Source organism: Nonomuraea sp. NPDC050663 (assembly GCF_044456985.1).
Taxonomy (GTDB): Bacteria; Actinomycetota; Actinomycetes; order Streptosporangiales; family Streptosporangiaceae; genus Nonomuraea.
In genome coordinates this window covers 316,807-330,010 of record NZ_JBITGL010000001.1, presented here as the reverse complement: position 1 = coordinate 330,010, position 13,204 = coordinate 316,807, and the positions used below count along the sequence as shown (strand labels likewise).

The 13,204-nt window shown below is 70.2% G+C and carries 9 protein-coding genes; 5 read left to right on the top strand and 4 right to left on the bottom strand.

The window, feature by feature from the left end:
* The first annotated feature begins 56 nt into the window (after window positions 1-56).
* From ACIBH1_RS01725 to ACIBH1_RS01715, 3 genes are read left to right on the top strand one after another with little or no spacing between them, the layout of a single operon-like run.
* Window positions 57-299: a phosphopantetheine-binding protein gene (locus tag ACIBH1_RS01725; protein WP_397311617.1), complete on the top strand. Its 243-nt coding sequence runs from the start codon at window positions 57-59 to the stop codon at window positions 297-299.
* Window positions 296-1,336: an HAD-IIIC family phosphatase gene (locus ACIBH1_RS01720; protein ID WP_397311616.1), complete on the top strand. Its 1,041-nt coding sequence runs from the start codon at window positions 296-298 to the stop codon at window positions 1,334-1,336. The genes ACIBH1_RS01725 and ACIBH1_RS01720 overlap by 4 nt, the downstream gene beginning before the upstream one ends.
* 5 nt (window positions 1,337-1,341) lie before the next feature.
* Entirely contained in the window at window positions 1,342-2,835 is a 1,494-nt protein-coding gene (locus ACIBH1_RS01715) for an SDR family NAD(P)-dependent oxidoreductase (protein ID WP_397311615.1), read from the top strand.
* Here the strand turns inward: ACIBH1_RS01715 and ACIBH1_RS01710 are convergent.
* Genes ACIBH1_RS01710 through ACIBH1_RS01695 form a run of 4 tightly spaced genes read right to left on the bottom strand, consistent with a single transcriptional unit; the run spans window position 2,780 to window position 9,351 of the window.
* Window positions 2,780-3,298: a GNAT family N-acetyltransferase gene (locus ACIBH1_RS01710; RefSeq protein ID WP_397311614.1), complete on the bottom strand. Its 519-nt coding sequence runs from the start codon at window positions 3,296-3,298 to the stop codon at window positions 2,780-2,782. The two genes, ACIBH1_RS01715 and ACIBH1_RS01710, sit on opposite strands and share 56 nt — an antisense overlap.
* A 9-nt stretch (window positions 3,299-3,307) precedes the next feature.
* Window positions 3,308-5,032, bottom strand: a complete 1,725-nt coding sequence (locus ACIBH1_RS01705) for a class I SAM-dependent methyltransferase (RefSeq protein ID WP_397311613.1) — start codon at window positions 5,030-5,032, stop codon at window positions 3,308-3,310.
* Window positions 5,029-5,889, bottom strand: a complete 861-nt coding sequence (locus ACIBH1_RS01700) for a hypothetical protein (RefSeq protein ID WP_397311611.1) — start codon at window positions 5,887-5,889, stop codon at window positions 5,029-5,031. Before ACIBH1_RS01700 ends, ACIBH1_RS01705 begins: the two co-directional genes overlap by 4 nt.
* Window positions 5,890-5,898: 9 nt before the next feature.
* The gene (locus ACIBH1_RS01695) at window positions 5,899-9,351 is read right to left on the bottom strand and encodes a CDP-glycerol glycerophosphotransferase family protein (RefSeq protein WP_397311609.1); all 3,453 of its coding nucleotides are present in this window, start codon (window positions 9,349-9,351) and stop codon (window positions 5,899-5,901) included.
* A 210-nt stretch (window positions 9,352-9,561) separates the two neighbouring features.
* Here ACIBH1_RS01695 and ACIBH1_RS01690 point away from each other — a divergent pair, with 210 nt between their 5' ends.
* The gene (locus ACIBH1_RS01690) at window positions 9,562-11,784 is read left to right on the top strand and encodes a hypothetical protein (protein WP_397311608.1); all 2,223 of its coding nucleotides are present in this window, start codon (window positions 9,562-9,564) and stop codon (window positions 11,782-11,784) included.
* Between the two features lie 177 nt (window positions 11,785-11,961).
* A complete protein-coding gene (locus tag ACIBH1_RS01685) occupies window positions 11,962-13,203 on the top strand; it encodes a glycosyltransferase (protein WP_397311607.1) in 1,242 nt (413 codons plus the stop codon).
* Window position 13,204: the final 1 nt, after the last annotated feature.

Here is a 13,204-nt window from a genome sequence, read left to right as displayed (position 1 = left end):
ACTCAGCGTTATCGTGCGGAGGCTAGACGTAATCACATCCCTGGAGGCCCACCCCGATGCGCACCTCGAACGACGAGCGGACCGCTCTGAGGGAGTTCCTCGAACCCCGCCTCCCCTCGACGGGCTGGTCCGACGACGAAGACCTGTTCGACGCCGGCCTGGTCGACTCGTTCATGGCCATGGAGATCGTGACGTTCATCGAGGGACATCTCGGCACCGCCGTCCCCGACGAGGAGATCGACATCGCCAACTTCCGCACGATCGACGCCATCGCCGCCCTGATGGAGCGCCTCGGGTGAGCGAGCGCAAGATCAAGTGCGTGGTCTGGGACCTCGACAACACCCTGTGGGACGGCGTGCTGCTGGAGGACGGCGAGGTCACGCTGAACGAGGCGTGCGCGCAGGCCGTTCGCGTGCTCGACGAACGCGGCATCCTGCATTCGATCGCCAGCCGCAACGACCCCGAGGCCGCCATGGCGCAGCTGAAGCGCTTCGGCATGGACGAATACTTCCTCCACCCGCAGATCGGCTGGGAGGCCAAGTCCGAGTCGATCGCGGCGATCCGCGAGGCTCTCAACATCGGCATCGACACCTTCGCCTTCGTCGACGATCAGCCGTTCGAGCGTGAAGAGGTCGCCTTCCGTCACCCCGAGGTGCTCTGCATCGACGCCGTCGAGGCGGCGGAGCTGCCCGGGCGTCCCGAGTTCACTCCGGCGGCCGTGACGCCCGACGCGCGGGCCCGACGCGAGATGTATCGCAGCGGCATCCAGCGCGACCAGGCCGAGCGCGAGTTCGGCGGGACGCCGAAGGAGTTCCTCTCCAGCCTCGGCATGACGTTCACGATCTTCGAGGCGGAGGAGGACGACCTTCCCCGCGCCGAGGAGCTCACCGTCCGGACCAACCAGCTCAACTCCACCGGCATCACCTACTCGCTCGACGAGATCCGCGAATACGCCGGTGCGCCCGACCGTCTCCTGCTCATGGCCGAGCTCGACGACAAGTACGGCTCCTATGGCCGCATCGGCCTGGCGCTGGTCGACTGCGGCCAGGAGACGTGGACCCTGAAGCTCCTGCTCATGTCGTGCCGGGTCATCTCGCGCGGCGTCGGCACCGTCCTGCTGCACCACATCATGCGTCTCGCCCGCGACAACGGCGTGCGGCTGCAGGCCGAGTTCCGCGAGACGCCCCGGAACCGGGCGATGTTCGTCACCTACCGGCTCGCCGGATTCACCCGGGTGGCGGAGGGCGCCGACGGCGTCGCCGTCCTCGAGTCCGACCTGGGGCGCATCCCGCCCGCGCCCGACCATCTGCGGCTGCGCATCGGCCAGCGGGCGTGACCCCGGTGACCTCGTTCGTGCTGCGCGGCGAGGACATCGCGCGCTTCGCCACGGCCAGCGGCGACGTCAATCCGCTCCACGTCGACGACGCCTACGCCCGCCGTACCTCCTTCGGCCGGCCGATCGCGCACGGGATCCTCAGCACCGTCGCCGCGTTGTCGGCGGTCCCGGCCGGCGTGCTGGCCTCGGCCGGGCGGCTGGCCGTGCGCTTTCCCCGGCCGATCCTCGACGGCGTGACCTACCGGGTCGCGGCCGAGACCAAGGACGACGGCTCGGTCTTGGTCGTGGCCCGCGAGGGTGACATGCCCGTGCTGACGGTGGGGCTCATGCCCGGCCGTCCGCTGGCCCGCGCGGGCACGCCCGTCGACCGGGTGCTCCCTCCGGCGCCGGAGGTCGGCAGGCTGGACGACTGGGAGGCGGGAGTCCGGTTCGCCGGAGAGTACGCCGTCGCCTCGCTCGATGCCCTGCGCGAGCTCGCCGCGCGGCTCGGAGGCTCGGCGATCCCGCCCTCCGTGCTGGGGGCGCTGGCCTGGAGCAGCTGGTTCGTGGGCATGCGGTGCCCAGGACGCGACGCGCTGTTCTCCTCGCTCACCATCGAGCTCGCCGAACCTGCCCCGCCCGGCGGGTCGCCGGCTGACTACACGGCCACGATCCGCTCGGTCGACACGCGGACCGGCACGCTCGTGATCGACGCCGTCTGCGGCGGCCTCTCGATGGAGATCCGCGCCTGCCTTCGCTCGCCCGTCCCGCGCCCGACGTGGGAGTCGGCCACCAGCTCCCTTCCCCGCTCCGAGCGCCTGGCGGGCTCGTCCGTCCTCGTGGTCGGCGGCGGACGCGGCCTGGGCGGGGCCATCACCTCGGTGCTGGCCGCCCAGGGCGCCACCGTGTGGGCGACCCAGCGCACACCGGGAGCCGTGGAGGAACTCCAGCGCACGTTCGGCGACGACCGGGTGCGTCCGCTGCTCCTCGACGCCGCCGACCCCGAGGTCGTACGGCACGCCGCCGGCGCGCTCGACGCGGCCGGGGTGAAGCTCGACGGGCTGGTGCTCAACGCCGGCCCGGCCGTGCGCCCCCTGACGGTCCATCCCGACAACGTCGCCGCCATCGCGGAGTTCGTGAACTCCAGCCTGCTCACGGCGCTGACCCCGCTGGCCGCGGCTGCCGAGCGGATGGCTCCGGGAGGCTGGCTCACGGTCATCTCGTCCTCCGCCGTGGAGGACACCCCCGAGCAGTGGCCGCACTACTCCGTCGCGAAGGCGGCCGTCGAGATGCTCGGGACGTACTGCGCCCGGCGCCGCGGGCTGCGGGTGCTCGTCGCCCGGCCGCCCAAGATGTGGACCGACATGTCCAACGGCCCGCTCGGGAGGATCGGGGCCATCCCCACCGAGCAGGTCGCCTCCGCGATCGCGGAGTGGGTGATCGACGGCGACACCGGCGCGGGCGTCACCCTGCTCGGCTCGGCCGGCCTTCGTGGCTGGAGCGCTGCTCGATCACGATGATCTCCTGGCCGTGCCCGTCGATCTCGATCGTGCGCCGCTCCGTCTCGGTGAAACCGCACCGCCGGTGCATCCACCGCACGGGGCGGTTCCACTCCAGGACCTCACCGGTGAGCAGCTCCACCGACAGCTCGTCGAAGGCGTACTTCACCGCCGCCCGTTCCATGCCGACCCAGGCGGCCATCAACGCGCCGCTCTGGGCCAGCCCGGTGTGGTCGAGGTAGAAGCCCCAGTAGACGCTGCGCCGTACGGGGTCGTGGTCCTTGAACAGCACGGCCCCCACGGGGACGCCCGCGTGCTCGTAGACGAGCACACGGCGCCCGCTGTCGGCGCGCACCGCCTCCCACCAGCGCCGGTGTTCGGACTCGGAGATCTCATGAGTGGTGAAGGACGCCTTGCGCACCTCCGGATCGTTGCGCCACCGGCGCAGGGCGCCCAGGTCCTTCTCCGTGGCCTCGCGCAGCATCGGCTCCCCCTATCCCTGGCGGCGTACGACCCGCAGCGGCGCCGTCACCATCTTGCCCACGCGGAAGCTCGTCGAGTGGCGGAGCTGCCGCAGGCCGCGGTTGATCTTCCTGAGCCGGTCGAGCTGGGCCTGAAGCTTCTTGAGCTGTGCTTCCTTGACCGCGAGCTTGTCGTCGGACCAGGCGCACCGCTCCTGCAGCATCGTCAGCTGGTCGGTGAGCCGCGCGTTGACGGCCACCAGCTCGCGGCGCCCGCGGGACGGGCTGCCCCTGAGCACGTGCTCGAGAACCTTGGCGACAGGTCTTTCCTGCTGGAGCGAGACGACCTCCGCCTCCAGCGTGACGCCCTTCTCACGGACCGGACCACTGGCAGGGTAGCCGCACATGGCGTGCAGCGTGGCGCATACCCCGTCGATGTCCAGATTGTTCGGCCAGGGGTGACGCTGGCCGCTCGCCAGCAACCGCAGGGCGAACCGGCGCAACGCGCGCGCGATCACCTGCTCCACGGCGACCGTCCCCGCCCATTCCCAGCTGGGGTCGAGGAGCACGTGATCGGCATGCTCGATCACCACGTTGTCCATGGTGGCGAACACCAGGTGCCCGCCGACCTGGCCGTCCACGGCGTGCTTGCCGAGCCAGGCCGCGTAGTCACGCAGGAGCGCCCGGCATCCGCGCACGTCGGCTCGCTCGCACGCGGCGAACACGGCCTCCTCGACCGTGAGACCGACCGGCATCCGCGCGTGCAGCCGGTCGGGGTCACGGGTGACGTCTCCGGCGGAGCGCAGGCGGCGGGCCCGCTCCCCTCCGCAGGGCCGGCGCTCGACGCGTCCGTCCGGCTCCACGGTCAGCTCGCTGACGACCGCCCAGCCTCCGACGCCCTCCGCGATCAGCACGCCGGGCAGTTCCCGGTGATCGGCCGTCCCCCTGCTCGCCACGGCGACCCAGCCCGGGGCCAGGTGCGCCGCCAGACCCGCCCGCACGGCACCGCGCGCGATCCAGCGCGGGTCGCTCACGACCGGACGCCCCGCGAACTCCCCGCCGCAGGCCATGGCCACCAGGGTCGCGAAGGTCTCGCCGGGAAGCGGCGAATCCTTCTGGACCAGGAGCGACGGGCCGAACGCCGCGTAGCTCCGCTCCAGCGTCATCCCGGCCTCGGACAACACCGCGGCCAGCCCTTCCGGGTTGGCCGGGCGGCTGCTGTCCAGCCCCACGCCGTCGCCCCAGTCCTCGTCGTCCCGGTGGGCCGTGGGAGACATGGCGTCGCTCAGCCGGTGCAGTCCCAGGTCGTTCTCGACGACGACGACGAGCCGCCCGCCGGGCTTGAGCATCGCGGTCAGATGATGGAGGACCTCGGCCCAGGGCAGTTGCGGGCTGTCGGTGGAAAGGGCGCGCTCCAGCCCTGACGGCACGACCACGAGGTCGTACTCGGCCTCGGCGGCGATCTTCTCAATGCCGCCGCACGCGACGGTGACGGCGTCTCGGTCGGCGTGACGGCGGGCCGTCTCCTGGGCGTCGGGCAGCGAACGCATCACGCATGCGACGCGCGCCCGGCGCTCGACCAGCAGGTCGAGCAGGGAGGCCTCGTGCGCTCCGGCCAGGAGAACCCGGTCGCCGGCTGTGGTGAGGCGGGCCACGAGTTCGTCGATCGCCCCGGGGGTCGAACCGGGTGCGTCGCTCCATCGCAGCATCTCGCCGCCGATCAGGCGGACACCCATCGGCGTCGCGGTTTCGATCATGATGACATCGCTCCTGAATTTCCCCAGCAGAACAGTTCCCGGATCTCCTCCGGGGCGGCGATATGGTGGTAGCCGAGCTCTTCCTCGGCGATCTCCCGCGCGACCGCGCGATCGATCTGCGGCCCGACGAGCTGGGGCCGCATGCGGTGTCCGCGCTCCGAATCACCGTAGAGCGGCGAGGCGCCGTCGAGTGCCGCCTGGCTCCCGGCGCCGGTCAGATGCATGGGATCCCCGTACACCGCCGCTTCGCAGCCGGCCGCGATGCCGTAGAACAACGCGCTGGACAGCCGGTTGGAGGCCACCCGGCGATGCCGGCGCAGCTCCGCCAGCTGGCGGTAGAGGAAGTGGTCGTCGACGCCCGAGGCGCCGCCGTAGGTCCCATGGCAGACGACCCGGAACCCGGCGTCCTCGTAGATGCCGCGCACTCGAGCGTCGGAGTACTCGATGTAGTGGAGACAGACCGTGACGTCGCCGGATTCCGTGTCCTTGATCTCCGAGATCAACCGGGTGTGATCCCCCGTCACCTCGTTGCGCGCCGACCCGTGGAAGGGATACCAGATGGTTCCCTTGCGTTCCGTCCCGGGCTCACGGCCGAGGTCGGGCTCCATGGTCAGCAAGTAGACCCAGGGCGCACCGAGCACGTAGTAGTTACGCCAGCCGATGGACCACGCCCGTCGCCTGACCACCTCCGACCACACGAACTTCGGATGTCCGTGGGCGACGTTGTGCGGGAAGCCGAAGCCGTGAACGAGGTTCCAGCCGTGCTGGATGGTGCCGCGGATACGCGGCGCCTCATCCATTCCGCAGTAGCGGGCGAATATCTTCGCGTGCCCGTAGAAGTGATTCGTCGAATGCATGGGCCACCCTCACTGGCGGGAGAAGAAGCGTTCGGCGACGAGATCGGCCACTCGTTCGGCTGCGCGGCCGTCGTCGTAGGGGCAGAACTTCGCGGCGAACGCGTCGTAGGCCGACGCGTACCGCTGCCTCACGTCATCGATCTCCTTGATCGCCTCGATGACGTCGTCGGAGGTTCGCAGCAGCGGGCCGGGGGCCTCCGCCTCGAAGTCGAAGCAGAAGCCGGGCCCCTGATCCCGGTAGCGCTCCAGGTCATAGGTGAAGAAGAGCATCGGGCGACGGGTGCCGGCGAAGTCGAACATGCTGGAGGAGTAGTCGGTGATCAGAACATCGCTGATCAGCAAGAGCTCCGCCATGTCGGGATAGCCGGACACGTCGCGCACGATGTCGTCCTCGAGCACGACCTTGCGATGGGTCGTCGAGTAGTGGGCGCGCAGCAGGATCACGTGGTCCTCGCCCAGCTCCTGCTGGGCGCGCTCGAGGTCCAGTGCGAGGTCGAAGCGGTGCCGCCCCCGGGAGATCTGGTCGTCGTCACGCCATGTGGGCGCGTACAGGACGACCTTCTTGCCCTGGGCGATCCCCAGCCGCTCTCGCAGGCGCTCGGCGGCCTGCCCGGCGCCCGGCGCGTGGAGGACGTCGTTGCGCGGGTAACCCGACTCCAGGACCTCCCCGTCATACCGGTAGGCCCGGCGCATGACCTCTGTCGTGAACGGGTTCGGAGAGACCAGCACGTCCCACTGGGACGCCTCGCGGATGATCTGCTCGCGCAGCCGGGCGTGCTGGGGGCCCTCCAGGTCCAGGCCGAGCCGCTTCAGCGGCGTGCCGTGCCAGCACTGCACGTAGACCTGACCCTGGCGCTTGCGGAACCAGTCCCACTGCATGCCGTTGCCGACCAGCACGCGGGCGCGGGCGAGCGCCTCGTAGTAGGCCTTCGAACCCAGCAGCAGGCCGGGAACGCCGTCGGGCAGCCGGATGTCGCCGTGGCGGGACAACCACGCGGTGTCGAAGGAGTCGTCGCGTCGGCGTAGCTCCTCGAAGACCGCCCGCGGACTGCAGGAGTACTGCCTGCCGCGATAGGCCTCGAAGAGGATGCGGTCCTGCACCGGCTCGGCCCTGCACTGCGCGTAGTACTCCTCGCGCAGCTTGCGCTGCCGGTAGGCCCCGCTCTCATCGACGGCGAGGCCCAGACCGATCCGGAGGCACAGCGCATCGGTCGTATGCGTGTCCATCTCCGCCTCCAGCAGCCCCACCCTTCGGGCCGCGGGCAGGGTGGCGACGGCTTCCCTGGCGATCAGCACATCGGCCGCCGCTTCGCCGGAACGGGCCAGCACATCCCAGATGCCGAGGTCCATGACCCGCGTCTCCTGGGCGTCGGCTCCTGGCGTCAGGTCCAGCTCGGCGGTGAACGCTCCGTCGTTCCACGCGGTCCGCAGCGGGATCTCCGCGCCCGTCCTGCGATGCCGGACTGCCAGCAGGGGCGGCTCGTCGCCGAGGAACTCCCCGGCCAGCCGCGGGCCCCTCTCTGTCCAGTCCACGCGGGCGACCACCGGCCTGCTTCGCCGGACGATCGCCCTCAGGTCGCCCTTGCGCCCGCGGGCGAGAACCAGTTCCCCGCCCGCCACGCGATGCCGGGAGTCCTTGAACTTCGGCAGCGGCCGCAGGCGCTGGGTCTTGCCACCGCTCTGCAGTGCCAGGCCCCAGTCGGCTCCCGCACCCGTCTCGTGAACCGCCATCGGGATGGGCAGGAAGGCCCTGAACTCCACGTCCCCGCCTTCCGAGGCCGTGGCGTCGGCGCGTGTCTTCACCTCCTGGCCGGTTTCCTTGCAGGTCGCCACCACGTCCAGGGGAAGCTTCAGATTCCGGCCTGCGCGGCCCTCCACCTCCAGCCGTCCGCCGGCGAGCCGATGGGCGGTGACCCTCGCCACCTGCCTCATCACCTGCACCACGAAATCGTGGGATCGGGACGTCGGATGCACGACGGTGCCGTCGGCCGTCTCGTGGTCAGGGAACCATCGCAGGCCTGGCAGGACCGGCTTTCCGAGCGTCGCCGATCGTCGCAGGCCGTGGGAGGTCACCTCCACCTGGAAGTCCCACTCGGAACTCCTGGCGTGAACCTCCCCGAGGTCGCCGAAGCCGATCTCGAAGACGAATCCCGAATCGTCGTGGCACGCGGCGAGAGACTGCGAGTTCGCCGTGACATCGGGGCGCCGCACACGCTCGATGGCGAGCCGGACCCTCTTTCCGCTCTTGGAGTTCCTTCGCCAGACAGAGATGTCGGTGTTCTCCGAAGGAATGCCGGGGATGTAGGCGAACCCTTCGATCCGCAGGCCGTGCGCGGTGCGGGTGATCCCGTGCACCCCGGACCTGACGGCGAGCTCGTCGGTCACGTCGTAGACGCCCTGCGGAGCGGCGCGGGCCGGATCCTCGAACGAGGGATAGGCCGCGTACCAGCGCGGGCGCAACAGGCCCCGACGGACCAGGGGCGCTCCATCGATGGCGTCCTTGCCGGCGTTCTGGATCTCGATGAGATCGCGAACCCTCCCGCTGGACAGCAGGTGCAACTGGAGCCGCTTGATCGCCGGCAGCCGTCCCACGACCCGTCGGTCACAGAGCTCGCGCAGTCGCCGCCTGTCCGGCTCCGTCAGCTCGGACAGGGATTTGGCCAGTGCCAGCAGTTCGTTCCCGAGAACCCGCTCCTGGTAGGAATCCAGCAGTTCAGGAGCCTGATCGCGGACGATCGCCAGCTCTGCGGCGACCCTACGCAACCAGCCGTCCAGCCCCGTCTCGGTGTGGGAGCCGTCGACGCGACGCCGGTGGTAGACGGCGCTGTCCACGACGTCGACCGACGAGGCGCGCAAGTGCGCCCGCACCATGAGGCCGGGGTCGCGATACGAAAGTCCCGCCGCCTGCCAGAACGACATCCGGAACATCGCCCGCCGCGGGTCGCGGTCGTGCAGCAGGGTCGTGTCCATCGTCACATGAGTCCGCCGGAGCGAGCCGACGTCCGCGTGAGCGACGGTGAGCATCCGGCCGCTGACCGCACGTCCCCAGGCCAGCTGCGACGTCCCGGAATCGAGCGCTGCGGCGAGCACCCGGTAGGCGTCCGCGGGAATCGAATCACAGCCGTCCACGGTGACGAGGTAGTCGCCCGTCGCCAGACCCACGCCGATGTCGCGGGCGGCGTCGAGATCGGATTCCGGAGAGGCGACGAGCGTGAGGCGGTCGTGCTTCTCCGCGTACTCCTTCGCGATCACCGCCCCGCCGTCGCTCGACCGCGCGTCCACCATGATCACTTCAAGGTCCACGCCGCGTTGCCCGAGAAGGGAGTCCAGACATCTCACGAGATGCGGCTCATCGTCACAGAAGGGGACGACAACGCTCACCCTGGGCGACAATCGGGCCTCCGTTGCATGTTCGTGTACCGGGGACACGCGCCATCTTGAGCTGGCGGGCCACGGAGGCATCGGGCGTTAGAGATGTCAGGGCGATGCGTTAACTCAGATTTGACCCGCCGACGCGAGTCGCGTCCGACGCCCGGAAGGCCAGGCCCGACGACCCGAACGCCCACTACACTCGGTGACTCTTCGTAGCCGATAGTAGTGAATCGGTGCCGCCCGCTAAGTCACCCGACCGTCGGCCCGGCGCGTTCTCGTCCTGTCCCGCATGGAGGACCCATGACCATCGCACCGTCTCCACCTGCCGCGACAGCCCAGGAACGCGGCCGGCAACGGCGATGGTTCGCCTCCTCCTGGATCCCGGCCGGTCTCGCGGCCGCCGCCGTGCTCGGGCTGCTCCTCGCGTACGGGGTGACGGTCCGCGACCTCGCCGCTTTCACGGCCTACGTGAGCCTGGGGATCGCCCTGCCCGGCACGCTGCTCTGGCGCGCCTTCCGCGGCCACGCCGGCAGCCTTCCCGGGGACATCGCGGCCGGGCTCGCTCTCGGCTACGCGGTGGAGACCCTGACCTACATCGCCGTGCGCGCGATCGATCTTCCGTTGCTGGTGCTGGTCTGGCCGGTGACCACGATCGTCCTGTTCGCGACAGTGCCGAGGCTGCGCAGGCACTGGCGCTCAGGAGGGGCGCAGACCCGGGTGCCGGCCGCGTGGGCCTGGGCGCTGTCGGGAGTCGTCACCTTCCTCGTGGGCTACACCGCCCTGCGGTTCTTCCGGCTCCACGGCCTCAGCTGGCCCGGCTACGCGACGCCGTACGTGGACATGCCCTACCACCTGTCGCTCCTGGGCGAGCTGCGCAATCACGTGCCCCCGACGGTGCCGGGGGTTTTGGGCGAGCGGTTGTCGTACCACTGGTTCGTCTACGCCGAGATGGCGGCCACCGGCTGGGTCACGGGCATCGAGACGCAGACGCTGGTCTACCGCCTGTCGATGGTCCCGATGGTGGCGGCGACCCTGGTGCTGGTCGCCATGATCGCCCGCAGCGTGACGGGCCGCTGGTGGGCGGGACCGGTGGCGATCGGGCTGGCCTACCTCGCCTACAGCCCGGCTCTGGCCCAGTCAGGCCGGCAGCTCTTCACCATCGGCGCCATGCTCAACCCCTGGCTCAGCCCCACCCAGACCTTCGGCGCGCTCCTGTTCGCCCCGGCGGCCGTGGTGCTGATCGACCTCCTCAGGAGGCGTTCCACCGGGCCCCGCGCCTGGTTGCTCCTCTCACTCCTCCTGCTCGCGCTGGCCGGGGCCAAGGCCACATTCCTGCCCCTGATCATCGCCGGGCTGGTGTTCGTCGCCGCGGTCCACCTGCTCACCACGCGCAGCCTCCATCGTCTCGCCCTCCTCGCGATGGTCCCGGTCGCGGCCAGCCTGGTCATCGCCCAGGCGGTCATCTTCGGCGGAGCCGGTCAGGGCATGGCGATCAGTCCGCTGTCGCTGAGCAGGCATGTATGGGGGCTGGCCACCGGCATTCACGGACCGCAGCAGGCCGAGGTCCCCATGGCTTCCCTGCTGGTCCTGGCGGCCGTGCATCTGGTCTGTTTCGGCTGCATCTGGGGCGGCCTGGCCGGCCTGATGAGGCGTGACTCCGGCAGGGACCCCGCTGCGCTCTTCTTCTGCGGGCTGGGCATGGCCGCCGTGTGCGTGGCGATGACCATGGGGCACCCGGGTCTGTCCCAGATGTACTTCGTCCAGTCCGCGCGGCCCTACCTCTCGATCGCGGCCGTGTACGGCATGCTCCAGTTCGCGAGGTGGTCCTGGGCATGGACCGGATGTGTCCTGGGCGCGGGAGCGGCGCTCGTCGCCGCCGATCTCCTGGGCCCGGTCCTGCCGGTGCGCTCCGGCGGTCTGTGGTCGATCGCCTTGCCGTACCTGGCGTTGATCGCCCTCGCCCTCGCCCTCGCCGTGTGCCTGCTCGCCCTGCGCAAGCCCGTCGGGCTGGCGCTGGTGACGCTCCTCATCGGCTTCGCCGTTCCGACCACGGTCAAAACGGTCGGATTCGGCACCGTCAAGACCTCTCCGACGATGGCGCGCGGCGCGCTCCAGGCCGGCCGCTGGCTGCGGCAGCACTCCCATCCCGACGACATCGTGGCGACGAACGCGCACTGCCGGACGGGCGGACCGGTGTGCGACAGCCGTTCGTTCTGGGTCTCGGCCTACACCGAACGCCGCGTCCTCGTCGAAGGCTGGGCCTATTCGAGCCAGACCCTCGCCCGCACCGAGTTGTTCACGGTCAGCCACACTCGCCTGCCGTTCTGGGACCAGCAGCGCCTGCGCGACAACGACGAGGCCTTCCGCGACCCCGCGCGACTGCCCGCCCTGCGGAGCAAGTACGGCGTGAAGTGGCTGTTCGTCGACACCCGGCGGCTCACGCCGCACCCGGCGATGGCCCTCTACGCCCAGCTTCGTTTCCGGAGTGGCCGTTGCCTGGTGTACGAGCTCGCCGCGGCCTGAACGGCCCCTTTTGACCCGCTTCCGAAGCCATCGGCAGCGGGCGCGACCTTCATGAACAGGTAAAGACCTCCGCCCGCAACGGCATAGCATCGCGCGATCAAGCTTCCCGTCACATGATCGGCCAGGACGATTCTTAGACGTCATAACCGCTGGCCGCACCACTTTGGGGGCGCTTTGATGGAAACACCCGTGGCGGCGACGCTCTCCGCAACCCTTCCGCCCGCGCTCGACCGGCCATGGAAGCTGGCCACGGTCGACGTCATCGTCCCGGTGCTCAACGAGGAACGGGCCCTGCGCGGTTGCGTGGAAACGCTCCATTCCTACCTGCGTGACTCCCTGCCCCTTGGCTGGCGGATCACCGTGGTCGACAACGGCAGCACCGACGCCACCTGGGAGATCGCCCAGGAGCTGACCCGGAGCCTGGACAACGTCTTCGCCCGCCGCCTGGAGGTGCGCGGCCGGGGCCTGGCCCTGCGCACGGCATGGCAGGAAAGCACAGCCGACATCGTCGCCTACATGGACGTGGACCTGTCCACCGGCCTGGACGCCCTCTTCCCGCTGGTCGCCGCGCTGGCCAGCGGCCACTCCGAGCTCGCCATCGGCACCCGGCTGGCGCACAACTCGCGCACGAGCCGCTGCCTCAAGCGCGAGTTCGTCTCGCGCTCCTACAACGCGCTGCTGCGGTTCGGATTCGGCGTCAAGTTCACCGACGCGCAGTGCGGCTTCAAGGCCGCCAGGGCCGACGTGATCAAGCCGCTCCTCGACAAGATCGAGGACAACGCCTGGTTCTTCGACACCGAGATGCTCCTGCTCGCCGAGCACAACGGGCTGCGCGTGCACGAGGTGCCGGTGGACTGGATCGAGGACATGGACTCCCGGGTGAAGGTCGTCAAGACCGCCGTGGACGATCTGAAGGGGCTGGCCCGGGTCACCCTGGCGATGTCGGCCGGCCGGTGCGAGGTCGACCTGCCCAAGGCCGCGCCCGCCCCGACGCACCCCGACGCCGTGCTCTCCCGGCCCCGCGCGGTCACGCTCGCCAAGTTCGCCAGCTTCGCGACGATCGGCGTCTTCTCCGCGCTGCTTTACGCGCTCGCCTACCTGCCGCTGCGCGAGGTCTTCTCGCCCGCCGTCGCCAACCTCGTCGCACTCGTGGCCACCGGCATCTGCAACACCGAGGCCAACCGCCGCTTCACCTTCAACCGGCTCGGCGGCAGCCGCGTCGGGATGCACCTGCGCGCCGCCGTGCTCTTCCTGGCCAACTACTCCCTGACCACGCTGGCCGTCCTCGGCCTGCACGCGGCCGTCCCCAACGTGAGCACCGTCGGCGAGGTGGCCACCGTCGTCGCCACCTACTGCATGCTCACCCTGGTGCGCTTCATCGCCCTCGATCGCTGGGTCTTCGCCCGGACAAGGAAGTGAC